At 60.1% G+C, this 23,758-nt stretch carries 22 protein-coding genes; 8 read left to right on the plus strand and 14 right to left on the minus strand.

Annotated elements, in window-relative coordinates; all coding sequences use genetic code 11:
• Window positions 1-12: 12 nt before the first annotated feature.
• The 4 genes from ABTV22_RS18215 to ABTV22_RS18230 form a co-directional block, all read right to left on the minus strand.
• Window positions 13-561, minus strand: coding sequence for a cupin domain-containing protein (locus ABTV22_RS18215; RefSeq protein WP_433735889.1), 549 nt, complete (start codon window positions 559-561; stop codon window positions 13-15).
• Between the two features lie 285 nt (window positions 562-846).
• Complete coding sequence (locus ABTV22_RS18220) at window positions 847-2,124, minus strand: NAD(P)/FAD-dependent oxidoreductase (RefSeq protein WP_433735890.1); 1,278 nt, start codon at window positions 2,122-2,124, stop codon at window positions 847-849.
• Window positions 2,125-2,177: 53 nt separating this feature from the next.
• Window positions 2,178-3,668: an aldehyde dehydrogenase gene (locus ABTV22_RS18225; RefSeq protein WP_433735891.1), complete on the minus strand. Its 1,491-nt coding sequence runs from the start codon at window positions 3,666-3,668 to the stop codon at window positions 2,178-2,180.
• 187 nt (window positions 3,669-3,855) lie between these two features.
• Complete coding sequence (locus tag ABTV22_RS18230; protein WP_433735892.1) at window positions 3,856-5,232, minus strand: glutamine synthetase family protein; 1,377 nt, start codon at window positions 5,230-5,232, stop codon at window positions 3,856-3,858.
• Between the two features lie 283 nt (window positions 5,233-5,515).
• Between ABTV22_RS18230 and ABTV22_RS18235 the strand changes: the two genes are divergently transcribed.
• The 5 genes from ABTV22_RS18235 to ABTV22_RS18255 all read left to right on the plus strand — a co-directional run bounded on the left by ABTV22_RS18235 (window position 5,516) and on the right by ABTV22_RS18255 (window position 10,803).
• Window positions 5,516-6,277, plus strand: a complete 762-nt coding sequence (locus ABTV22_RS18235; RefSeq protein WP_433735893.1) for a gamma-glutamyl-gamma-aminobutyrate hydrolase family protein — start codon at window positions 5,516-5,518, stop codon at window positions 6,275-6,277.
• Window positions 6,278-6,607: 330 nt separating this feature from the next.
• Window positions 6,608-7,750 carry a polyamine ABC transporter ATP-binding protein gene (potA, locus tag ABTV22_RS18240; protein ID WP_433735894.1) on the plus strand — a complete coding sequence of 381 codons (1,143 nt, stop codon included), beginning with the start codon at window positions 6,608-6,610 and terminating at the stop codon, window positions 7,748-7,750.
• 29 nt (window positions 7,751-7,779) lie between these two features.
• On the plus strand, window positions 7,780-8,661 hold the full coding sequence (locus ABTV22_RS18245) for an ABC transporter permease subunit (RefSeq protein ID WP_433741440.1): 882 nt from the start codon (window positions 7,780-7,782) through the stop codon (window positions 8,659-8,661).
• The gene (locus ABTV22_RS18250; protein WP_433735895.1) at window positions 8,658-9,542 is read left to right on the plus strand and encodes an ABC transporter permease subunit; all 885 of its coding nucleotides are present in this window, start codon (window positions 8,658-8,660) and stop codon (window positions 9,540-9,542) included. Before ABTV22_RS18245 ends, ABTV22_RS18250 begins: the two co-directional genes overlap by 4 nt.
• Before the next feature lie 163 nt (window positions 9,543-9,705).
• On the plus strand, window positions 9,706-10,803 hold the full coding sequence (locus ABTV22_RS18255) for a polyamine ABC transporter substrate-binding protein (RefSeq protein ID WP_433735896.1): 1,098 nt from the start codon (window positions 9,706-9,708) through the stop codon (window positions 10,801-10,803).
• A gap of 233 nt (window positions 10,804-11,036) precedes the next feature.
• Here the strand turns inward: ABTV22_RS18255 and thpR are convergent, their stop codons facing one another.
• Window positions 11,037-11,576: an RNA 2',3'-cyclic phosphodiesterase gene (gene thpR / locus ABTV22_RS18260; RefSeq protein ID WP_433735897.1), complete on the minus strand. Its 540-nt coding sequence runs from the start codon at window positions 11,574-11,576 to the stop codon at window positions 11,037-11,039.
• A 60-nt stretch (window positions 11,577-11,636) separates the two neighbouring features.
• Between thpR and ABTV22_RS18265 the strand changes: the two genes are divergently transcribed.
• Window positions 11,637-11,831, plus strand: coding sequence for a hypothetical protein (locus tag ABTV22_RS18265; protein ID WP_433735898.1), 195 nt, complete (start codon window positions 11,637-11,639; stop codon window positions 11,829-11,831).
• 15 nt (window positions 11,832-11,846) lie between these two features.
• Here the strand turns inward: ABTV22_RS18265 and ABTV22_RS18270 are convergent, their stop codons facing one another.
• Both ABTV22_RS18270 and ABTV22_RS18275 read right to left on the minus strand, forming a co-directional pair.
• On the minus strand, window positions 11,847-12,200 hold the full coding sequence (locus tag ABTV22_RS18270; RefSeq protein WP_433735899.1) for a DUF1428 domain-containing protein: 354 nt from the start codon (window positions 12,198-12,200) through the stop codon (window positions 11,847-11,849).
• 33 nt (window positions 12,201-12,233) lie between these two features.
• Window positions 12,234-13,298, minus strand: a complete 1,065-nt coding sequence (locus tag ABTV22_RS18275) for a hypothetical protein (RefSeq protein WP_433735900.1) — start codon at window positions 13,296-13,298, stop codon at window positions 12,234-12,236.
• Between the two features lie 369 nt (window positions 13,299-13,667).
• On the opposite strand from ABTV22_RS18275, the gene ABTV22_RS18280 reads away from it, so the two are divergent.
• Window positions 13,668-13,928, plus strand: a complete 261-nt coding sequence (locus ABTV22_RS18280; RefSeq protein ID WP_433735901.1) for a hypothetical protein — start codon at window positions 13,668-13,670, stop codon at window positions 13,926-13,928.
• Here the strand turns inward: ABTV22_RS18280 and ABTV22_RS18285 are convergent.
• The 5 genes from ABTV22_RS18285 to ABTV22_RS18305 all read right to left on the minus strand — a co-directional run bounded on the left by ABTV22_RS18285 (window position 13,922) and on the right by ABTV22_RS18305 (window position 19,960).
• A complete protein-coding gene (locus ABTV22_RS18285) occupies window positions 13,922-15,037 on the minus strand; it encodes an HlyD family secretion protein (RefSeq protein ID WP_433735902.1) in 1,116 nt (371 codons plus the stop codon). The genes ABTV22_RS18280 and ABTV22_RS18285 overlap by 7 nt on opposite strands.
• A 6-nt stretch (window positions 15,038-15,043) precedes the next feature.
• Complete coding sequence (locus ABTV22_RS18290) at window positions 15,044-15,859, minus strand: hypothetical protein (RefSeq protein ID WP_433735903.1); 816 nt, start codon at window positions 15,857-15,859, stop codon at window positions 15,044-15,046.
• Window position 15,860: 1 nt separating this feature from the next.
• The gene (locus ABTV22_RS18295; protein WP_433735904.1) at window positions 15,861-17,189 is read right to left on the minus strand and encodes a glycosyltransferase family 2 protein; all 1,329 of its coding nucleotides are present in this window, start codon (window positions 17,187-17,189) and stop codon (window positions 15,861-15,863) included.
• A 4-nt stretch (window positions 17,190-17,193) separates the two neighbouring features.
• On the minus strand, window positions 17,194-18,582 hold the full coding sequence (locus ABTV22_RS18300) for a diguanylate cyclase domain-containing protein (protein ID WP_433735905.1): 1,389 nt from the start codon (window positions 18,580-18,582) through the stop codon (window positions 17,194-17,196).
• Between the two features lie 490 nt (window positions 18,583-19,072).
• Window positions 19,073-19,960: a LysR family transcriptional regulator gene (locus tag ABTV22_RS18305; protein WP_433735906.1), complete on the minus strand. Its 888-nt coding sequence runs from the start codon at window positions 19,958-19,960 to the stop codon at window positions 19,073-19,075.
• Window positions 19,961-20,093: 133 nt separating this feature from the next.
• Between ABTV22_RS18305 and ABTV22_RS18310 the strand changes: the two genes are divergently transcribed.
• Entirely contained in the window at window positions 20,094-21,512 is a 1,419-nt protein-coding gene (locus ABTV22_RS18310) for an MFS transporter (protein ID WP_433735907.1), read from the plus strand.
• A 76-nt stretch (window positions 21,513-21,588) separates the two neighbouring features.
• On the opposite strand, the gene ABTV22_RS18315 is transcribed toward ABTV22_RS18310, so the two are convergent.
• Together ABTV22_RS18315 and ABTV22_RS18320 are read right to left on the minus strand one after the other, a co-directional pair.
• The gene (locus ABTV22_RS18315) at window positions 21,589-22,053 is read right to left on the minus strand and encodes a cupin domain-containing protein (RefSeq protein ID WP_433735908.1); all 465 of its coding nucleotides are present in this window, start codon (window positions 22,051-22,053) and stop codon (window positions 21,589-21,591) included.
• A 501-nt stretch (window positions 22,054-22,554) separates the two neighbouring features.
• The gene (locus tag ABTV22_RS18320) at window positions 22,555-23,604 is read right to left on the minus strand and encodes an NAD(P)H-dependent flavin oxidoreductase (protein ID WP_433735909.1); all 1,050 of its coding nucleotides are present in this window, start codon (window positions 23,602-23,604) and stop codon (window positions 22,555-22,557) included.
• Window positions 23,605-23,758 lie beyond the last annotated feature (154 nt).

A 23,758-nucleotide genomic window follows, 5' to 3' on the forward strand; every position in this document is an offset into this window, starting at 1 on the left:
GCTGTCGTGTGATCAGAAGTTGGCTGGCGTGTTGGCGCTGATGATTTCGGCCTCGTCCTGTCCGATATTGCGAAACCGGTGCGGCAGCGTGGTCGGGAAGTAATACCCATCCCCGGCATTCAATACGCTGACCTGCCCATCAACGGTGAGCTCAACCGTGCCCCGAGTGACCAAGCCGCACTCTTCGCCTTCGGCATGCACGATCGGTTCTTCCCCGGAACTGGCGCCCGGTGCGTATTGCTCGCGTAGCAAGCGCATCTGCCGGCTTGGCACCGAGGCACCGATCAGCAGCAGGCGCAGGCCATGGCGGCCCAGGTCTGGTTGTTCGTTGGCACGAAAGACGTATTGGTGTTCGCGCGGGGGCTGGTCGAAGGTAAAGAAGTCCGCCAGGGACATGGGGATGCCTTCTAGCAGTTTTTTCAGGGAACTGACCGAGGGGCTGACGCGGTTCTGCTCGATCAGCGAGATGGTGGCATTGGTGACGCCACTACGCCGGGCCAGCTCGCGCTGGGACAGTTTGTAGCTTTCGCGTACTAATTTGAGTCGTGAGCCCGTATCCATGACAGCCTTATATGCCAACCCGTAGGAGCGATGATGGAGGGGTGGAGAGCAGGCGCGGATCACGCCGTTTTCCGGTCCCGCAAACGTGAAAGGCGGCTATTAAATCACGTTTGTTGGTGTTGCTGTAGGAGCAAAGCTTGCTCGCGATGGCGGTCCGTCAGGCGGTTAAAATGTCACCTGATTTGGCGCTATCGCGGGCAAGCCTTGCTCCTACAGAGGTCGCGCTTTTTGTTGCAATTAAAAAGCCGGCGATACCTGTTGGGGCCACCGCCGGCGAGGTAACGCTTAGATCCCGAACCGATCGCGCAGCGAGTAATACACGGCGCCCATGGCGGTGAGCGGCGCGGAGAACGTGCGCCCGCCGATCATTGGCATGTGTGGCAAGGATGCAAACGCGTTGAAGCGTTCGGCATCGCCACGAATCATTTCCGAGATCAATTTGCCAGCCAGGTGCGAGCAAGTAACGCCGTGGCCACTGTAGCCCTGCATGTAATAGGCGTTTTTCTCAATCCGGCCGAATTGCGGCATGCGCGACATGGTCAGCAGGAAGTTGCCGGTCCAGCGGTAGTCGATCTTCACGTCCTTCAATTGCGGGAAGGTCTTGAGGATCTTCGGACGGATCAGCTGTTCGATATCGTCCGGCTCGCGGGCGCCGTAGACCACGCCACCGCCGTAGAGCAAGCGGTTGTCGGCAGTCAGGCGGAAGTAATCGAGCAGGTAGTTGCAGTCTTCGACGCAGTAGTTGTTGGTGATCAGGCTCTTGGCCTGTTTCTCCGTCAACGGTTCGGTGACGACGATCTGCGAGCCGCACGGCATGCTCTTGGCGGTCACGCGGTTGTCCAGGCCCTGTGGCAGGTAGGCGTTACCGGCGATCAGCAGGTACTTGGCCCGCACCACGCCCTTGGCGGTGCGCACGGTGATCGGCTCGCCGTAGGTGATTTCCACTGCCGCCGACTGTTCGAAGATCTTGCCACCCAGGCCAATGATCGCCGAGGCTTCGCCCAGGGCCAGGTTCAGCGGGTGAATATGCCCGCCCTGCATGTCCAGCAGGCCGCCGACATAGTTGTCGCAACCCACTTCACGCTTGATGTCCGACTCGCTGAGCAGGGTCAGGTTCTTGTTGCCGTAGCGTTCCCAGGTTTTCTTCTGCTCGGCCAGGCCCTTGAACTGCTTCTTGTTCAGCGCAGCAAAGATGCCGCCCGGACGGTAGTCGCACTGGATGTCGTAGTGCTGTATGCGCTGGCGAATGATGTCGGCGCCTTCGAAGATCATGCTGCCGAGCACTTCGGCGGTTTTGTCGCCGTAGCGCTCTTCGATGACATCGACGTCGCGACTGTAAGAGTTAACCAGTTGGCCACCGTTGCGCCCGCTGGCGCCGAAGCCGACCTTCGCCGCTTCGAGCACGGTGACGCTGTAGCCCGCTTCGGCGAGGAACAGCGCCGAAGACAAACCGGTGTAGCCGGCGCCGATCACACAGACGTCGCATTCCACCAGTTCTTCCAACACAGGGAAGTCACCGGTGAAGTTGCGGGTGGCGGCGTAGTAGCTGTTTACGTGTTTCATAAGATTCTCCGATGGCCGCCGGGTACAACCGGCGGCCGCCGCTTTTATTGTTGTTAGAGCTTGATCCAGGTCGCTTTGAGCTCGGTGTACTTGTCGAACGCGTGCAGCGATTTATCGCGGCCATTACCCGACTGCTTGAAGCCACCGAACGGTGCGGTCATGTCGCCGCCGTCGTACTGGTTGACCCAGACGCTGCCGGCGCGCAAGCCACGGGCGAAGGTGTGGGCCTTGCTCAGGTTGCTGGTCCACACGCCGGCTGCCAGACCGAAGATGCTGTCATTGGCGATCTGCAAGGCTTCTTCAGCGCTGTCGAAAGTGATCAGCGACAGCACCGGGCCGAAGATTTCTTCGCGGGCGATGGTCATGGCGTTGGTCACGCCGTCGAAAATCGTCGGTTCTACGTATTGGCCACCGGTGTCTTCGAGGGTACGGCGGCCGCCAGCGATCAGTTGAGCGCCCTGCTCCTTGCCGATGTCGATGTAGCGCAATACGTTATCCAGTTGACGCTGGTCGACGACCGCACCGACCGTGGTCGCGGGATCGAGCGCGTGCCCCGGCTTCCAAGCTTGCAGAGCTTGCACCAGCAATGGGATGAACTGGTCGCGGATCGAGCGCTCCACCAGCAGGCGCGAGCCGGCGGTGCAGACTTCACCCTGGTTGAAGGCGATACCGCTGGCTGCCGCTTGGGCCGCCACACGCAGGTCTGGCGCATCGGCGAACACCACGTGCGGGCTCTTGCCGCCCGCTTCGAGCCAGACGCGTTTCATGTTGCTTTGCCCGGCGTAGATCATCAGTTGCTTGGCCACCGCCGTCGAACCGGTAAAGGCCAGCACGTCGACGTCCATATGCAACGCCAGCGCCTTGCCGACAGTGTGACCGTAGCCTGGCAGGACGTTGAACACGCCTTTCGGAATGCCGGCATCCAGCGCCAATTGCGCGATGCGAATCGCTGTCAGTGGCGACTTTTCCGAAGGCTTGAGGATGAACGAGTTGCCCGCCGCCAGCGCCGGGGCGAATTTCCAGCTGGCCATGATCAGCGGGAAGTTCCACGGCACGATGGCCGCGACCACGCCGGCCGGCTCGCGGGTCACCAGGCCCAATTGATCGTGGGGTGTGGCGGCCACTTCGTCGTAGATCTTGTCGATGGCTTCGGCGGTCCAGCGGATCGCGTTGGCGGTCGCCGGGATGTCGATGCCCAAGGAGTCGCTGATCGGCTTGCCCATGTCCAGGGTTTCCAGCAGCGCCAGTTCTTCGCGGTTCTCCAGGATCAGATCGGCGAAACGAATCAGGATGCGTTTGCGCTCGACCGGGGCCAGCTTGGCCCACACGCCGGATTCAAAGGTGCGGCGTGCCACGGCGACGGCAGCATTGGCATCGGCTTCGTCGGTGCTGGCGACGTTCGCCAGGAAACGACCGTCCACGGGGCTGACGCATTCAAACGTCGCACCGCTGGCAGCTGCGCAATATTGACCGTCGATGAAGGCACGGCTTTCGATAGTGAGGGACTGGAAGCGTTGTTCCCAGTCGCTGCGGGTCATGGTCATGGAAGTGACTCACACAGAGAAATTGGTGATCGCGGGACCGATGCCCGCAATCTGTAACTTGAAATGCGACCTCTGTAGGAGCTGCCGAAGGCTGCGATCTTTTGATCTTGACCTTAAAAAACACAATCAAAAGATCGCAGCCTTCGGCAGCTCCTACAGGGGGTCGCCCGCCTTGGCGGGCGGGCCGTTAAACGGTATGCAAGTACCAGTTGTACTCAAGGTCCGAGATGGAGTTTTCGAACTCGGCCAGTTCGCTTTCCTTGCACGCCACGAACACGTCGATGTACATCGGGTCGATGTATTTGGCCATCACCTCGCTGTCATCCAGCACGCGCAGGGCGTCGCGCAGGTTGTTCGGCAGGCTTTGCTCGTTTTGCTCGTAGCTGTTGCCTTCTACCGGAGCGCCCGGCTCGATCTGATTGGTCAGACCGTGGTGCACACCGGCCAGGACCGAGGCCATCAGCAGGTACGGGTTGGCGTCGGCACCGGCCACGCGGTGCTCGATGCGCACCGCGTCTGGCGAACCGGTCGGCACGCGGACCGCCACGGTACGGTTGTCGATGCCCCAGCTCGGCGAGTTCGGCACGTAGAACTGTGCACCGAAACGACGGTAGGAGTTGACGTTCGGGCAGAGGAACGCCATCTGCTCCGGCAGGGTCTCGAGCACACCGCCGATCGCGTGACGCAGCGCGGCGTTCTGCTCGGGATCCTCGCTGGCAAAGATGTTGTTGCCTTCTTTGTCGAGAATCGAAATGTGCACGTGCAGACCGTTACCCGCCTGGCCAGGGTACGGCTTGGCCATGAAGGTGGTGTCCATCTCGTGGTCGTAGGCGATGTTCTTCACCAGACGCTTGAGCAGGACGGCGTAGTCGCACGCCTTGATAGGGTCAGCCACGTGGTGCAGGTTCACTTCGAACTGCGCCGGGGCACTTTCCTTGACGATGGCGTCAGCCGGGATGCCCTGCTCTTTCGCACCTTCGAGGATGTCTTGCAGGCAGTCGACGTATTCGTCCAAGTCATCGATCAGGTACACCTGGGTCGACATCGGACGCTTGCCAGACACTGGCGAACGCGGCGATTGCGGACGACCGTTCACGTTGTCCTGGTCGATCAGGTAGAACTCCAGTTCGAACGCGGCGCAGATGGTCAGGCCCAGGTCGTCGAACTTGCGCACGATGTTGGCCAGCACTTCACGCGGGTCAGCGAAAAACGGCTCGCCTTCCAGTTCGTGCATGGTCATCAGCAGCTGTGCGGTTGGGCGCTTCTGCCACGGCTCGATGCTCAGGGTGCCGGGGATCGGGTAGCAAATTCGGTCGGAGTCGCCAATGTCCAGACCCAGGCCGGTGCTTTCCACCGTAGAGCCATTGATGTCCAGAGCAAACAGAGACGCCGGTAGGTTAATGCCTTTCTCGTAAACCTTATGAAGACTGGTGCGCTCGATGCGCTTGCCGCGCACCACACCGTTCATATCCGCAATCAGAAGGTCGACGTACAAAACCTCAGGATGTTTCTTAAGGAATGCGTTTGCTTCGTTGAGTTGAACGGCACGCAGAGGGACCGACATGATGCACCTATTTTTTACTGTTAATTATTATGTTCACCGCCCTTTCACGCAGCCAGTCAATCCGAAAGGCAATGTTAAGTCAATACTTAACACTTAGCCGTTCAGCGTTTATTTTTTGGGCCATTAAGGAGCACGCGTGTACAAAATAGTTACCAAACACGCGAAAACCCTGAAGATTCGACGTGCGGCGTTTAGAATTATTGACATGGGAGTTGTTAATTAAAATCAACGACGCTAAGCTCCGGAAAAGCTCGTTCAAGTGTCAAACTTCGAGGTGATAAAAATGGCATTCAAGCCATTGATCGGCGTTACTGCGTGCGTCAAACAGATTGGCCTGCACCCCTACCATGTCAGCGGCGACAAGTACTTGCGCGCTGTCAGCGTTGCGGCGCTGGGGCTGCCCGTCGTCATTCCTTCCCTGGCTGAACTGACCGAAATCGAAGACCTGCTGCCGCAGCTCGACGGTCTGTTGCTGACCGGCTCGCCTTCGAACGTGGAACCTTTCCACTATCAAGGCCCCGACAGCGCTCCCGGCACCGAACACGATCCTTTGCGGGATCGCACCACCCTTCCCCTGATTCGCGCGGCCATCGCCGCTGGCGTGCCGGTGCTCGGCATCTGCCGTGGCTTCCAGGAGATGAACGTGGCGTTCGGCGGCAGCCTGCATCAGAAAGTCCATGAACTCCCCGGCTTCCTCGATCATCGCGAAGCCAACCATCCGGATCTGGCCGTGCAGTACGCGCCCGCCCATGCTGTGAATGTGCAGCCAGGCGGCGTGTTTCAGGCGCTGGATTTGCCTGCGGTGTTCCAGGTCAATTCGATTCACAGCCAGGGCATCGACCGGCTCGCTCCCGGCCTTCGCGCCGAAGCGGTCGCGCCCGATGGCTTGATCGAAGCGGTGTCGGTGGAGAACAGCAAGGCCTTCGCCCTCGGCGTGCAATGGCACCCGGAGTGGCAGGTGCTGGACAACCCGCCCTACCTGAGCATTTTCCAGGCGTTCGGCGAGGCGTGTCGGCAACGGGCGGCGCTGCGAAACGCGCGCTGACGTAAAACACGAATAAAAATTTTCTGCCCCCGCGGGTCAGGCGGGCGTGCCTTTGCGCGCCCGTCCCTCGCGATAACAACACCCTGTAATAACAACAAGTACGAAAGGCAGCCAGGACGGCGGCGCCGAATAAACCCGGCTGGCAGGGAGTGACTCCCTGTAGGAGCTGCCGAAGGCTGCGATCTTTTGATCTGATTTTGAATAGCCAAGTCAAAAGATCGCAGCCTTCGGCAGCTCCTACAGAGGCCGCACTCTGACCACCCGGGTTTGCAATCAACTATTAAGCCAGGCCGTGTTGGCCCGGCGACTGAAACCTGTTGGGAGTTTCACATGGCAAACGCCTCCAGCATCTACAGGAAGGCCCTTGAAGGTCACCAGGCACCGAAAAAGGTGTTGGTGAAAGTCGATCGCGTCACCAAGAAATTCGACGAAACCACCGCCGTGGACGATGTGTCCCTGGAAATCCATCAGGGCGAAATCTTCGCCCTGCTCGGTGGCTCCGGTTCCGGTAAATCGACGCTGCTGCGCATGCTCGCCGGCTTCGAACGCCCAACCGAAGGCCGGATTCTGCTCGACGGCGTGGACATCACCGACATGCCGCCCTACGAGCGGCCGATCAACATGATGTTCCAGTCCTATGCCCTGTTCCCACACATGACCGTGGCCCAGAACATCGCCTTTGGTCTCAAGCAGGACCGTTTGCCTGCCGCCGAAATCGACGCCCGCGTGCAGGAGATGCTGCGCCTGGTGCACATGACCCAGTACGCCAAGCGCAAGCCGCATCAGTTGTCCGGTGGCCAGCGTCAGCGCGTGGCCCTGGCCCGCTCCCTGGCCAAACGTCCGAAATTGCTGCTGCTCGATGAACCGATGGGCGCACTGGACAAGAAGCTGCGCTCGCAAATGCAGTTGGAACTGGTGGAAATCATCGAACGCGTCGGCGTGACCTGCGTGATGGTGACTCACGATCAGGAAGAGGCCATGACCATGGCCCAACGCATCGCCATCATGCACCTGGGCTGGATCGCCCAGATCGGCAGCCCGGTGGATGTGTATGAAGCACCGGTCAGCCGCATGGTCTGCGAATTCATCGGCAACGTGAACGCCTTCGAAGGCACGGTGGTGGAAGACCTGGAAGGTCACGCGATCATTCACAGCCCGGACCTTGAGCAGAAGATCTACGTCGGCCACGGCGTCAGCACCTCGGTGCAAGACAAGTCGATCACCTACGCGATCCGCCCGGAAAAACTGCTGGTCAGCACCACCAAGCCCGACACCCGCTACAACTGGTCCAGCGGCAAGGTGCATGACATCGCCTACCTGGGTGGTCACTCGGTGTTCTACGTCGAACTGCCTGGCGGCAAAGTCGTGCAGTCGTTCATGGCCAACGCCGAACGCCGGGGCGCGCGTCCGACCTGGGACGATCAGGTCTACGTGTGGTGGGAAGACGACAGCGGCGTGGTACTGCGCGCATGAAAACCTTCAATCAGCAATTCCTGCGCCTGGTGCCCAGCGGTCGAAAGATTGTCATCGGCATTCCATTCCTGTGGCTGTGCCTGTTCTTCATGCTGCCGTTTTTCCTGGTGATGAAGATCAGCTTTTCCGAAGCGGCCCTGGCCATTCCGCCCTACTCGGAGATCTACACCTACGCCGAGCAGAAATTCCAACTGCTGCTCAACATCGGCAACTACACGCTGCTGGGCGAAGATGAGCTGTACCTCTCGGCGTACCTGGGTTCGTTGAAGGTCGCGTTTTTCAGCACGTTGATGTGCCTGGTGATCGGTTTTCCGATGGCCTACGCCATTACCAAGACGAGCAAGGAAGCGCAAAACGTCCTGATGCTGCTGATCATGATGCCGACCTGGACCGCGATCCTGATCCGCGTTTACGCGTGGATGGGCATCATCAGCAACAACGGTCTGCTCAACGCGTTCCTGATGTGGACCGGGCTGATCGATCACCCGATCGAGATCCTCAACACCAACACCGCCGTGTATATCGGCGTGGTGTATGCGTATCTGCCGTTCATGGTCCTGCCGCTGTACGCCAACCTGGTCAAACACGATCAGAGCCTGCTGGAAGCGGCGTCGGACCTGGGTTCGAGCACCTTCAACAGCTTCTGGAAAATCACCGTGCCGCTGGCCAAGAACGGCATTATCGCCGGTTGCATGCTGGTGTTCATTCCGGTGGTGGGCGAGTTCGTGATTCCAGAACTGCTGGGTGGCCCGGAGACCCTGATGATCGGTCGCGTGCTGTGGCAAGAGTTCTTCAATAACCGCGACTGGCCGGTGGCGTCCGCCCTGGCGGTGGTGATGCTGTTGATCCTGATTGTGCCGATTCTGCTGTTCAACCGCAGCCAGGCCAAAGAGATGGAGGCACGGGGATGAAACGTTTCGGGTTTTCAAAAATGATGCTGGTGCTCGGCCTGTCGTTTATCTACCTGCCGATGCTGATCCTGGTGATCTACTCGTTCAACGCCTCCAAGCTGGTGACGGTGTGGGGTGGCTGGTCGTTCAAGTGGTACGCCGGCCTGCTCGACAACTCGCAACTGATGGGTTCGGTGGTGCGCTCGCTGGAAATCGCCTGCTACACGGCGGTGGCGGCGGTCGCACTGGGGACACTGGCGGCGTTCGTGCTGACCCGCGTCACGCGCTTCAAGGGTCGCACGCTGTTCGGTGGCCTGGTCACCGCGCCGCTGGTAATGCCTGAGGTGATTACCGGTCTGTCGCTGTTGCTGCTGTTCGTGGCCATGGCGCAATTGATCGGCTGGCCAATGGAACGCGGCATCGTGACGATCTGGATCGCTCACACCACGTTTTGTGCCGCCTACGTTGCAGTGGTAGTCTCCGCGCGCCTTCGCGAGCTGGACCTGTCCATCGAAGAAGCGGCCATGGACCTGGGTGCCAAGCCGTTCAAGGTGTTCTTCCTGATCACCATTCCGATGATCGCGCCGTCACTGGCGGCCGGCGGCATGATGTCCTTCGCCCTGTCCCTGGATGACCTGGTACTGGCGAGCTTCGTTTCCGGTCCTGGCTCCACGACCTTGCCGATGGAAGTGTTCTCTGCGGTGCGCCTGGGTGTGAAGCCTGAGATCAACGCCGTGGCCAGTCTGATTCTGCTGGCGGTGTCGATCGTGACCTTCATGGTCTGGTACTTCAGCCGCCGTGCCGAAGCCAGCCGTAAACGCGCGATCCAGGAAGCGATGGACCAAACGGCGAGCGAATCCTGGCAACAACCGAAGAAGCAAATGGTCGGAGCGACAGCCTAAGGTCGCCGCTGGCTTAACTGTGTAGGAGCTGCCGCAGGCTGCGATCTTTTGATCCTGTTTTTTAAAGTCAAAAGATCGCAGCCTGCGGCAGCTCCTACAAAAGAGTTGTGTGTTCACAGCAATTGCTTTGCGTAATTGAATAAAAAGAAATGGAGTTGTACCGATGAAAATGTTTGGCAGGACTCTGCTGACACTGTCCTTAATGGGCGCAATCGCCGCTGGCGCCCAAGCCAATGACAAGGTACTGCGCGTCTACAACTGGTCGGACTACATTGCCCCGGACACCGTCAAGAAGTTCGAAGACGAGACCGGGATCCAGGTGACCTACGATGTGTTCGACAGTAATGAAACCCTGGAAGCACGCCTGCTGGCGGGCAAATCCGGCTACGACATCGTTGTGCCGTCCAACAGCTTCCTGGCCAAGCAGGTCAAGGCTGGCGTCTACCAGGCGCTGGACAAGTCCAAGCTGCCGAATTGGAAAAATCTCAACCCGGTGCTGCTGAAAAACGCCTCCGCCAGCGACCCGGATAACGGTCACGCCTTCCCGTACATGTGGGGCTCGATCGGTATCGGCTTCAACCCGGACAAGGTCAAGGAAGTGCTCGGCGCCAACGCCCCGACCAACTCCTGGGACTTGCTGTTCAAGCCGGAAAACGCGGAAAAGCTTAAAGCCTGCGGCATCAGTTTCCTCGACTCGCCAACCGAGATGATCCCGGCCGCCCTGCACTACCTGGGCTACCCGGTGAATGATCAGGACAAGGCGCACATCGCCGAGGCCGAAGCGCTGTTCATGAAGATTCGCCCGTCGGTGGCGTACTTCCACTCCTCCAAATACATCTCGGACCTGGCCAACGGCAACATCTGCGTAGCTGTCGGTTATTCCGGCGACGTGCTGCAAGCCAAGGCCCGCGCCCAGGAAGCCGGGGACAAGGTCAAGATCGACTACAGCATCCCGAAAGAAGGCGCTGGCAGTTTCTACGACATGGTCGCCATCCCGCGCGATGCCGCCAACGTCGAGAACGCCTACCTGTTCATGAACTTCCTGATGCGCCCGGACATCATCGCCGAGATCACCAACAACATCGGCTACAGCAACGCCAACTCGGCGGCCACACCGCTGGTGGATGAAGCGATTCGCAACGATCCGGGTTCGTACCCGTCCCAGGAAACCATGGCGACCTTGTATGCCATTCCGGATATGCCGATTGGTGTGCAGCGGGTGATGACCCGGGGTTGGACCAAGGTGAAGCTGGGTAAATAATCGCTGAATCTGAAATTGCCATCGCCAGCAAGCCGGCTCCTACAATGGATCGTGACCCAACATATCTCCTGTAGGAGCCGGCTTGCTGGCGATGGGGCCATAACATTCACCCTCAACTGATTTCCGTTCACGCAGCGCCTTACCACCGCTGCACTCGTCTCCGATGAACGGCCTCACCTGGCTTCCTCGGTTTGGGTGAGTTTGGCGCCTTCGGGCGCCTTTTTTTGTTTTGGCTACGCGCCTCCCAGTGGCCACGAAGCCAACGGTCGGTAGCGGCCCTTGTGGGATTCGAACAAAGCGAAGCGGTCGGCACGCAGGAAAAATTCCGGCGGCGTGGCGGACTCGGGAACCGGCGCGCGAAAGTCCCGGGCCAGGGTCAGGTGCGGGCGGAACTCACGGGGGGCATCTTCCTGGGTAAACGGCAACACTGCCTGCTCCAGGTCGTACACCAGCCGCAACAACGTCGGCGGCGACTGTTCCGGCGACAAGACCAGCACCCCTGCCCTGCGCCAGACATCCAGTCGATTCAACACGACGGTCAGACGCTCACCCGAGGTGCGCACCGACGCCGCAGCCGTGCAGATGTCCGCCAACTGTGCCGTACCCACCGCCCCGAGAAACTTCAGCGTCAGGTGAAAATTCTCCGCCGGCACCGGGCGCCCATACCTCAGTTGCAAGGCGCTGCGCCATTGGGCGATTGCCTTGCGCTGTGCCGGCGCGCAGTCCAGGGCAAAAAACAGCCGTTTAAAGGGTTCGCGGGATTCGTCGCTCATCGGTGGCACCTCCTGACATCCAAGTTATAGTTCATCCAAACGCTTGAACTGGAGGGGGCCATGCGAGAAATCATCAGCAAAGAGCCATGGTGGGCCATGCCACCGAAACCCGGTCAGGATGAGTCCGAACTGGAATGGGGTTGGCTGGTTCATTACAACGAAGGTGAACCGCGTTTCGAATTCGTCAGGGAGCGACCCACGGACAGCGAGATCCGCAACCGCAAGAGCTGCCGGATCACCCCGGCACCGGAGTGACCCTGCGCGGGTGGCTCAAGCCTTAACGATGATGTCAAAACCGCCGAAGATCATCCGCTGGCCATCGAACGGCATTGGATTGACGTCCGACTGCATCCTCGGGTCGGCCATCATTTTTTCCATCGCCGCATCACTGGTGGCCTTGTCCGGCCAGACGAGCCAGCCAAACACCACGGTTTCGTCGTCCTTGAGTTTCACTGCCATCGGGAAGGATGTGACCTTGCCATCGGGCACGTCATTGCCCCAGCACTCGACCACACTCAAGGCGCCATTTTCCTTGAACACCGCAGCGGCGATATCGGCGTGTTGCTTGAATTTTTCGCGATTGGCGGTGGGGACCGCCGCGACAAAGGCATTGACGTAAGACATGGGGGTTCTCCTTGAGCTCAGGGGTGAAGGCGATCATGGGGTGATCTGCTGGTTAGTCGATTGGCTGGGCTGCCATTCGACATGATCGGCTTGCAGGCCGACCGGCGGTTGCGCACTGGCGGCCAGGGTGCCTTCGATCTGCCCCGCCATGTACAGGGTTCCGGCCATGACGCCGGTGGTCGGGTTCTGCACCAGCTTCATCCAGGCCTTGTCGAAGGTGTTGCCCAAACTGCTGCGAATCAACGCCTCGCTGTCGGGCCGGTCGTTGGCCTGAATCAGCGCGCGGATTCCGGCGACACCGACGGTGATCAGCCCCCCCGCGAGTTTGCCGGCCGCCGCTGCCACGGCACTGGCGGCGCCACGGGGGGCCATTTCGGCTTCGATCCGGCGGCTGGCGCGCTTGGCCACCGGCTCCATGGCGGTGTCGGTCGAACCAACCCCCTTGTCGCCGCCAGCCTTGTGGATCTTGTCGACCAGGGCGGCATAGGCCGGCAGGTTATTCAGCGGGTCTGCGTACACAATCTGGTACAGCGAGGCGTTGCGCGCCGGGGGCGGGCCGAGGGCAATCGCCGGGATTTTCTGGATCCGGCCATTAAGCTGGGTCATCGGCACACCGTGGCGCTTGGAGATGTGTTGCAGCTCTTCCTTGAGGATGTCCACGTAGAAAGCCGCCGCCAAGCTGAGAATCGCATCCGGATCGATCTCCACCGCCACCGGGGCCAGGACTTTTTCCTGGTACTTCTCCAGCAGATAAGCAGCCAAGCGTTTTTCCGAGGCATCCTGCTCGCCCTGGGAACTCAAGGTGTACCAACTGACTTTCATCGACAGCCATTCCTGGGTCCAGTAGCTGCTGAACCAGGGAATGAAGTTCTGTTCGGTCAGTTCATAGACCCGTGTGCGCCAGTAATCCATGGCGCCACGGGCGTAGATCCGGGTCTGTTCGGTAGCCGATTGCGACGCCTCGATAATCTCCCGGTCCACTTGCTGCCAGGTGCTCGGCGAGACCATGACCTGCGGCACTTCCACCGGCGCGCGCGGCTGCGTGACGCATCCCGCCAACACCACCAGCACGGCGACGATCAGCGAACGCAGGTTCAAGATCGCGGCTCCTTGAAGTCGACGCCAAGCCGAGTGGCCGGCGTTTTAAAGCCCTGATTTCAGTATAGGTGGCGGTCGTTGCCCATTCGGGTTTGAGGGTGGCCTTTCGGGCCCCTTCGCGGGCAAGCCTCGCTCCTACGAAAACACCCCACATCCCGTAGGAGCGAGGCTTGCCCGCGAAGGGGCCTGGCAGACCACCACAAAAGCCGACCATCACTTACATCGATATTCATCATCGCCACGATTGCCTTCCGCCCGCCAACCGTCAGCGTAGGATCAATTCCAACCCCACACGAAACCTGTAACGGGCCCTGACGGCCTTGTGGTTGAGTGTCTTGCCTGGTTCGTCCTGTCCAAGGAGCGCACGTCATGATCAACGAAGTCACCCTGGCCGTGAGCTTCCCGGTGTTCGGCAACAACTACTACTCGCAGCAATTCGAGTCTCGTAAAGTGTTGACCCTGATGTTCGACGAAAAATTCGAAGCCTTGCTGATTCCGGCAGCCGGTCATCACTTCAACAACGAAGTGATAGGCCTCAACGATCAGTTCCGTTTCCTCAACGACGTGCTGGTCGAGCATTTGCTGGCGACCGAAGTCACCGCGACCGCCCGTCGCCATCCGTACTACTGAGAAGCCCGATCCGTGCTCGCCGCCGATTTGTTCACGGCAATGAATTCACCCAACTCCTGGATGAGCTGGCGGCTGTCAGTGAGCATTTGTTGCCAATCGGTCGGAAAGCGCACATTCAACGGCAGCTGATCGATGCGCCACCGCGGCGGCAACGGCTGATCAAACCGGGCAGCGACCTGCAAACCCATTTCACTGGCGGCGAACGGCCCGCGCAACACCGTCGGGGTGCGCCCGGCGCTGTCCACGGCCTGCACCACATGGGCGGTCAGCCACTTGCCATCGGGCATGCGTACCCTCAACGGCTGGCCAATCCCGGCGTAGCTGATGTTCAACGGCTCCAGGTAGATCCATAGCAACGGTTCTTCAAGTTGCTCGATGCGCATCAGCAAGGTGCCGGCACCGACGTTTTCACCGGGATTGACCAGCACTTCCGCCACCCGCCCGCTCTGCGCGGCCTTGACCGGCAGCGCGGCCAGACGTGTTTGCAGCCACTTTTGCTCGGTGCTGCGCTGAACCTTCTCGCGCTCGTCGCTCAATGGTTGATTGGCCTGTTGCTCGCGGCGTTCGAACGCCAGCAAATCGGCCCTGAAACTGTCGAGTTCGGACTGGGCCGTCAACACCTCGCCCCGAGAAACGGAGCCACGGGCCTCCAGTTCTTCAAGCACTTTGACGCGGTCCTCTGAGCGGCCAATCCGGGTCCTGAGCAACTGACGCTCCCGACCACCGAGTTTGGCATTACTCGCCACTGCGGTATTGGCCGGGACGGCGGCGAGTTGCGCCAACCGGGCACGCCATTCGGGGTTATCGAGATTGGCCAGGGGCTGATCGATCTGAACCTGGTCACCGGCCTTAACGAACAACTGTTCGACCCGCCCGGCATCCCGGGCACGCACCTCCAGAATCGGCAGGCGCAATTGCGCCGGCGCGTCGATCATCAGCATGCCGTACGCCAGTTTGCCGCCCAGCCAGATCAACGGGCTCGCCACCAGCAACAGGATCAGGTACCAACGCACGCGAAAGGCCGTGCGCTTGCTCGGAGCGTAGAGCACGCTTAAACCCTGCTCCTGCGTCGGGTTGAGTTCCTTGCGACTGTCGAAACGAATCTTCATCTCGGTTCACCGTTTTGGAAAGTCTCGCCAGGCTTGCCAGTCGATGCCGGCAATTCCCTGAGGTTGCAGTTGCTGGCGCCAGGCGTTGGCCTGACGCTGCAACTGTTCGGTCGACGCGCCGGCCCAGGACTCCGTGGCATCCAGTTGCGGCTCGGTGCTTTGCGCCAGGCGAAATTGCAGCGCGGGCCAGCGCTGGGCGATCTGCTCGGCCATTCGCGCACTGTTTTTCGGGTTGCGGGTGTAGATCATCAGGCTGACCTGGCGCACGCCCGCATCGGGAAGCGCACAGGGCACGCAGGTTTGTCCGGGTTTGGGTTCGGCGAACCAGCGGTGATGGCTGGAGATTTCCACCGGCCAGGGGCTTTGCGCCGAGGCCATGCGCAAGGTGTCGAGCCAGTCTTTCAAGCGCTGATCAGGGACGGGGACGCCCAGTTGTTCGACTTCCAGGTCCAAGTGCAGGCTGATGAAGGAAAGCCCTTTGAGTTTGCCGAGCAAATCGCTGAGCTGATGACGCTCCTGCGGCTTGAGCCACTCTGGATCGCCCAGCAACAGACTCACTTGCACCCCCTCGCCTGCCGCCTCTGGCAGCAATTGCGCGAGCTGTTGGCGGGTGGTGGCCAGATCCTTGAGCTGTTCGGCCTTGAGGCCCAGGTAGATCTTGTTCATGCCGGCCTGGCGCAGCGCCGCCAGTTCCGTCGCGCGATGCCCGGGATCGAGCAACCCTTCACTGTCCCAGACGTAACTGGCCTGGGACCATGTCGACGGCGCTGCCTGCACCATCAGTGGCAGCGCCAGGATCAAGGCAAGCCCTATCGATCGCATCTCAGAACCTCGTCGCTCGTTTAAGCACCCACCACGGGGCCATCGAACTCTCTTCATGGCCGCGACGGAACATCTCGTTGAGCATCGCCACTGCGCTCCAGCAGCGCAGGATCAGCATGAACAGCGGGAACAGCGGTACCAGCAACCCCAGCCTCATGTCCTGCCCTGGCCGGTCCGAGACCATCAGCAACATGGCCACGAACAGCAGCGCGGTGATCATCAGGTACAGCAGGTAGACCAGCACGAACAGGAACAGCAGCGTCTTGCCCGGCAGTATGAAAAGCGCCAGCAAGGTGTAGCTGAAGATGAGAAACGGCAGCACCAACTGAAAAAAGAACCCCGTGAGCAGGATCATCACAAAGGTCGGCCAGCCCAACAGGCGCGGGTTGATGTTGTGGTTGTGCTTTCTGATGTAGAGGAAAAACAGGTCGCCATCCCAGCGCAGGCGCTGCATCAGAAACTGCCTGAGCGTTGCCGGCGCATCGGTGTGCCCGACCGCTTCTGGCTCGAAGGGAATCCTCAAGTCGTGGCGTTTGAAGTAGCTCTTGATGCGCAGCGTCAGGTCCAGGTCCTCGGCAGTGTGGGTGTTCCAGCCACCGATCTTCACCAGGAAACTGCGACGAAACGCACCAAAGGCCCCCGAGACGTTATTGACCAGGTTCCATTCCGACAGGCCGATTTTCGACATGTGGATCGACAGCAAGTACTCCAGCGCCTGCATCGCGGTCACCCAGGACGTCCAGGCATTACGCACCCGCAAGCTGCCAGCGACTGCCGGCACCGAGGGGTCTTCGAAATGGCGCACGATGGCGCTGACCATGTTGTTGTCAAAGGACGTATCACCGTCGAGCGCCATCACGATTTCACCGCTGGCCAGCGACAGGCCGGCGTTCAACGACGATACCCGTCCACCCCGCTGCCACTTGGCGATCGGCCGCAAATGGCGCCTGGGGTACAACTGCGGGTCAACGTTGAAACTGCGCACGGCGCTGAGTGTTGCCTGATTCATCGTGGCGCCGTCCACCACCGGAATCATCTCGATGTGGCCTTGGTACGTCTGCTCACACAGGCTTAACAGTGTGGTCTGCACGTCCATCCCTTCGCTGTAGCAGGTGATGATGCAAGAGACCCGAGGGCGATAAACGCTGATCTTCGGTACCCGGCTGCGCCGCCGCGTGAACCAGCGCAGCACCCCGAGTATCACCAGGACCATCAACGGCAATTCAAAAATCAGGAACAACGGAAAGAGCATGTAGAACAGCCGACTCAGCCCATCGGGCCCCATGAGCGAGACGATCAGGTTGTAGAGTTGCTCCAGCAATGGGCTCATGGCGTCACCCCAACTCCCCGGCCAGGCGGGCCAGGAGCAGTTCACCATCTTCCTGGTCGAGCAGATCATGGGGCGCGGTGATGCTGATCACGCGCAAGGAAATGTCGCTGGTTTCCGGCGCGGAAAACAGCTCCGCGACCTTGCCCAGGCGCTGCTTGACGGTGTCCAGGCCCTTGGCATCGGTATGGGGCAGCATGATCCAGAAGAACTCTTCGGTACTTCGCGAGCAGCGATCGGTGTCCCTGACGGTTTCTTTCAGCCGATCCGTCACGCTGTCGATGAACGCGTGGCCGCGTTGCTCTCCCAGGCGCGACAGGGTTCCGGCCAGGTTGACGAAGCGCAGGCCGATCAACGAGAAGGCCGGCTCGGGGTAACGTCGCACCAGTTGGATCTGCCAGCTCAGCAGGTCGTAGAAGTCCTTGCCGCCCAATAGATTCAGACGCCCGAAGTGCTGCGCCGAACGGTCGCTGAATTCCTGGCGGCAGCGGAAACGACCGGCCTCGCTCAGGCGGAAATCCCGGATCTCCCGGACCCGCAACTGGTCCGGTGTGTGCGCCAGCCCGCAGTCCAGGCACCGTGCCTGCACTTCGGCATCGACAAAAAACGCCTGGCATGACCGGCAGCGATAGTTCTCCATCGGGCGGTCGTAGTCGCTGCCGATGTGGCGCAGGCGGTTCAGGCAGTTGGGGCACAGCAGCACGCCGTCCTTGAGGAAGGATTCCTGAGGGCCGACGTGCCCACAGGTGAAACAGTGCAAGGAAGGTTGCCGCGCAATGTCCAGGGCCTGGCATTCGGCGCACACGTCGATGTAATTGAGCCGTCCGGAGCCACACTCGGAACAGAGCCGGACCCGATCGACCAGAATCCCCTCCTCCAGCCAATCCTGTTGCGCCATCAGACTGAGCCAGACGAAAGGATTGACCTGCTCGTTGTCGGCCATGACATCCAGCAACGGGTAGCGGTAATGCTGAGGGACTTGCGGGTCTCGCAGGGCAAAGATGCGAGCGTCATCGCGCAACCACAGCCAGGCCAGCACCCGGCTTTCAAAGCGTTCGGGCGCCGCCCCCTGATTGATCAACCTGAAGCGCTCCAGCCAACCACGCCAGTTGGTTTTTATCTGGTTGGAGTCCGCCGGGCACTCGCCATCCCCCAGCGCTTCGCACTCGCCATCCTGATCACGGCAGCAATAAATGAGGGTGTAACGATAAGGAGGGATGGAGCGCAATTTTCGCAGGACTTTACCGGCATGTGTGCCGGGCATGTCCAGCAGCAGGACATCGAAAGCGCTGACAGCCAACAGGCTGCCAAGATCGGAAAAGTGTGCGATCTCGGGAAGATTCAGGCTTGGCACTCTATTACCGAGAATCGCGATCCGAGGATTTGAAATCGGCATGACGCACGTCCTCTTATATAAAGACAGGTGCGATTAATAGAAGACTACAAACACTAGCACCCCATCAGGAAAGGGTGGGGCGAATGGTGAAGTTATTTTTGGACAATCAGATGACTGAAATCACGTCACCCTCGCGCAACAGAGTGCCCCGATCCAAGACGACGAAACAGAAGATTAAAAAACCTTTTATTTCAATAACATAAAATTTTAGCAACCTAACTAAAAGCCAACACGATGACAAATTGACTTGTACCATCCATCGCTTTTTAACATCGCCAAATAACCACAAGCCTATAAGAACTACAGACCTTGGACATTGCATACATCATATCGAGAGCAAAGTTCAAAATGCTTTTATATCAAAACAGCCGCTTTATATTCCAATTTACCCATCAAAGAGTTACAACAGTTACATCAACTTAACAGCCATTAATTCAATATCAAATATACAAAACTGGATAGATATGCAAGTTATCGAAGGGTTTTCGATTTACCCACAGATCTCTCGAACACAGCCTCGCAACCAGCGGTGCACCGGGTCGGCATCCAGTCGCGGATGCCAGAGCATGGCGACGGTGAATTCTGGCAGTACCAGCGGCAGCGCGAAACTGTGCATGCCGGTGCGCAAATTGGCGGTATGACGCTCCGGGACGCTGGCGATCAGGTCGCTGGAACGGGCCAGGGCCAATGCCGTGGAGAAGCCGGCGACGATGGTCACGATCCGGCGTTGCAAACCGAGGGGTTCCAGGGTTTCGTCAATCGGCCCCTTGTCCAACCCGCGCCGGGACACGCTGATGTGATTGCCTGCCGCATAGCGTGCAGGTGTGATTTCGCCGTCCCCCAGTGGATGGCCGACCCGTACCACGCCGATAAAACGATCACGAAACAAACCCTGGGTGCGCAGTTCCGGGCTCGCAACCTTGCCAACGACGCCGGTTTCCAAGTCGACCGAGCCATCGCGCAGTGAAGCGCTGTCCTTGTCGGGTTTGTGCACGAAGCGCAAACGTACGCCCGGTGCCTGATCGGCGATGCGGGCGATCAACGCGGCACCGAAGTTTTCGACAAAACCTTCGCTGGTGCGCAGGGTGAAGGTGCGCACCAGATGCTGGAGATCCGGTTGTTCGGCCGGGCGCAGCACCGCTTCAGCCTCCTGTACCAAATGGCTAACCCGCTCACGCAGCGCCAATGCCCGCGGTGTGGGCACCAGGCCACGCCCTGCCCTGACCAACAGCGGATCACCGGTGGTTTCGCGCAGGCGCGCTAATGCCCGACTCATGGCGGACGGGCTCAGGCGCAAGCGTTTGGCGGCCTGCGCCACACTGCCCTCGCTCAGTAAGACATCCAGTGTGATCAACAAGTTGAAATCGGGTGTGGACATACATCGCCTCGCAATTGGCTGACATGGCGTTTGTTGCATGTATTAAGTGCAACCCGTGCGCCTTCCGCCATGTTAGGCGCAGACGTAGATTGGCGGTAGCTCCAATCGGGAGTGGTCAGAAAAGAGGTGCAGCATGGATTCCACCACGGTCGTGACAGTAACCGGGCAACGGACACCGTCGGTCAGGTGGGCGCTGGCCAGCCTGTCGCTGTCGATGTTGCTGTCAGCGTTGGGCACCAGCATTGCCAATGTCGCTCTGCCGACCCTGGCACAGGTGTTCGATGCGTCCTTTGCGCAGGTGCAGTGGATTGTCCTCGCCTACCTGTTGGCCATCACCACGCTGATCGTCAGCGTCGGGCGCCTCGGTGACCTGATGGGGAGGCGGCGCCTGCTGCTGGCCGGGATCGCCATGTTCACCCTCGCGTCGGGCTTGTGCGGCCTGGCTCCGACCCTTGATCTGTTGATTGGCGCGCGTGCGCTGCAAGGCCTTGGCGCGGCGATCATGATGGCGCTGACTCTGGCGTTCGTGGGCGAGACGGTGGCGAAAGAGAAAACCGGCAGCGCCATGGGAGTGCTCGGCACGATGTCGGCCATCGGCACGGCAATGGGGCCGGCGCTGGGTGGCGCGCTGATTGCCGGGTTTGGCTGGCGGGGGATTTTTTTGATCACCGTGCCGTTGGGCTTGTTGACCTTGGTGCTCTCCTACCGTTGTTTACCCGCCGATCAGCACAAACCAGCACCCTTACGGAGCGCTTTCGATCCCCTGGGCACTCTGTTGCTGGCCCTGACGCTGGCCTCTTACGCACTGGCCTTGACGTTGGGGCACGGGCATTTCGGTCCGCTCAACTTCGCCCTCCTGCTGGTGGCCTGTATCGGTACCGGAGTGTTTGTGTGGGTAGAGCGGCGCGTCGCCGCGCCATTGATTCGATTGACGATGTTGCGCGATCGGCAGCTCAGCGGCTGTCTGATCATGAGCCTGTTGGTGACCACGGTGATCATGACGACGCTGGTGGTCGGGCCGTTTTACCTGTCGCAAGCACTGGGGTTAAACGCGGTCGAGGTTGGGCTTGCTTTGTCGGTTGGGCCGTTGGTCGCTGCGCTGGGTGGAGTGCCAGCCGGGCGGATTGTCGACCGCTTCGGCGCCCGGACCACCACCGTCGCCGGCTTGATCGCCCTCGCGCTCGGCTGCCTGCTGTTGTCGGTGTTGCCGAGCACCCTCGGTATCGCCGGCTACCTTGCCCCTCTGGTTGTGATCACCCTGGGTTATGCGGTGTTTCAAACGGCCAACAACACCGCGGTGATGGCCGACGTTTTGCCGGCGCAAAAGGGCGTGGTGTCCGGGTTGCTGAACCTGTCGCGCAACCTGGGGTTGATGACCGGGGCTTCGGCGATGGGGGCGGTGTTTGCCTTCGTCTCGACGACGATGAAATTGGGTGCCGGCACAGGGATGCGCGTGACCTTTACCGTTGCATTGGGACTGATTGGCATTGCCTGCCTGATCGCCATCACCCTCTGTAGGAGCGAGCCTGCTCGCGATGGTCGTCAACGATAACGCGGGAGATCTGATACCCCGTGGCGTCCTTGCGTCCATCGCGAGCAGGCTCGCTCCTACAGGGAGTGGTCTGTGTTTACGGTTTCAGGATCAACAGTGGGGTGTCTTTCTTGACGATGTAGGTCGCCAGTTCCGAGGCCTTGTCCTTGCCGATGTTCTTCGCCACATGGGGGGTGCCGGCGGGGATGTACAGGGATTGGCCAGCCGTGAGCACGACGTTTGGCTGGCCTTCGAGTTCGTACTCGAAAGTCCCCGAGAGCACGTGAGCCACTTCGACGCCCGGATGGGCATGCCTTGGCGAAACGACACCCGGATCGAAATCGACGATCACCTGAATGACTTCCTGCCCTCCGACATCCAGATCGCGCTTGATCAGGTCGGTACGTTTTAGGCCGGTCTGCCAGTTCTTGGCAGGTGCCTGGCCGGCGGGGGCTGACTTGGCCTCATCGGCGCGGGACAAGCCGGCAAGAGTGATCAGCGCCGCCGCGACGAGGGTGGCGCCGAGCAGGCGGGCGACTTGAGTCTTTTTATTTCGGGACATCGCAATTCTCCAATGAGCGCGGGGTAAAAAGCGCGGGTGCCGTGATCGGGCAGCTCCATTACGCGCTCACCCTGTATCCCGTACGTGTCGCCTCCGGCCGTTTTTGTATGCGCACGTGGCTGCCGGCGAGCGAGATACATTGCGATACACCGACAGAACCTATTTTTGTTTTCCGCTGATACCTTTTTCGCCGTCGTTCGGTGTGTAGGGAAATTCTCATATTTCCTTTGCCTCCACAGGCAGGCCGCATGACCTCCAGATCGTCGCTATTGCGCTCTCGAATCCTGTGTCGTTCTATGCCAACCGCATCGAAGGCCTGCAACGCGGCGAATACGTCATTGAAACTGACGATAACCGTGGATTTTTAAGCATTCGCCGTCTCAGACAATACGCAAACCGTGTAGGTGCGAAGCTTGCTCGCGAAAGCGGTGCTTCAGCCGGCATCTGTGCTGAATGTAATGCCGTCTTCGCGAGCAAGCTTTGCTCCTACGGGGGATGGTGTCAGGCGTTCAATTCGGTGGCTAACAGGGCCACCAAAGCCGCCGCCGGCATGGACCGGGCCAATGGTGCGCCCTGCCCGGCCCATTGCACGGCGAAGTCGCTGTTGGCCTTGGCCGTTGCCGCCGTGTTCAGCGCTTTGTTGGCGTCATAGGCGATGGGGTAATCCGGCAGAGCCAGGGTATTGGCTTCAAGATCGGTGAAGTTGCGATTGACCATGCCCCGCGCAGGTCGGCCGGAGATGACGCGGGTGACTCGGGTCTGGTGCGCGCGCGGGCCTTGCAGGGCTTCACGATAAGCCGCGTTCGCCGAGGATTCCGGACACAGGATAAACGCCGTGCCCAACTGCGCGGCGCTGGCGCCTAGCTGCAGGACGGCCTTGATCCCGGCGCCGTCCATGATGCCGCCTGCCGCGATCACCGGCAGCCGGCACGCTTGGGTTAGCACACGGACTAGCGCCAAGGTGCCCATCTCACAGTCCCGCTGCGGATCGAACACCCCGCGATGTCCCCCGGCTTCGTAACCTTGCGCCACCAGCGCATGCACGCCGGCGCGTTCCGCCTGCTGTGCTTCGGCCAGGCAGGTGACGGAGCACAGCAGGACGATACCGGCGTCCTTGAGTGCGTCGATGGCCGGTTGTGGCGGCAAGCCGAAATGGAAACTGACCACCGCCGGTCGCTCTTCCAGCAACATCTGCAGCATGCCGACGTCTTCGACGAACGAGGTGTAGATCTCACGCAGCGATGTCGGCACGCCAGCCTCGAACTCAGCGAAAAACGGTACCAGCGCATTCAACCACTCAGTTTCACGCACCCTGTCCTGCACCGCCGGCGCATGGCAGAACAGGTTCACATTGAAAGGCTTGTCCGTCAGTGCCGCTGTCTCGCGCAGCATGGCCCGCGCCTGTTCGACGTTGCTTGCCCCGATACCGATGGAGCCGAGCCCGCCAGCATTGGACACCGCTGCCGCTAGCCTGGGCGTAGAGACGCCGACCATCGGTGATTGGAGGATCGGCAGTTCGATGTTCAAAAGGGACAGCAAAGCGTTGGACATGACGACACCTGAAGGTGATGAGCAAAAAGGCTAAATCCCCCGCCTGAATGCACATGGCGAACTCACGGCCGATGCGCCCATCGCGGCAGGCAGGGCCAAGGTAGGCCGACCGTTTAATCATGTAAAATGATGATTAATGATCTTATGGATCACA

It is taken from the genome of Pseudomonas putida (assembly GCF_050990305.1).
Classification (GTDB): Bacteria; Pseudomonadota; Gammaproteobacteria; order Pseudomonadales; family Pseudomonadaceae; genus Aquipseudomonas; species Aquipseudomonas putida_AH.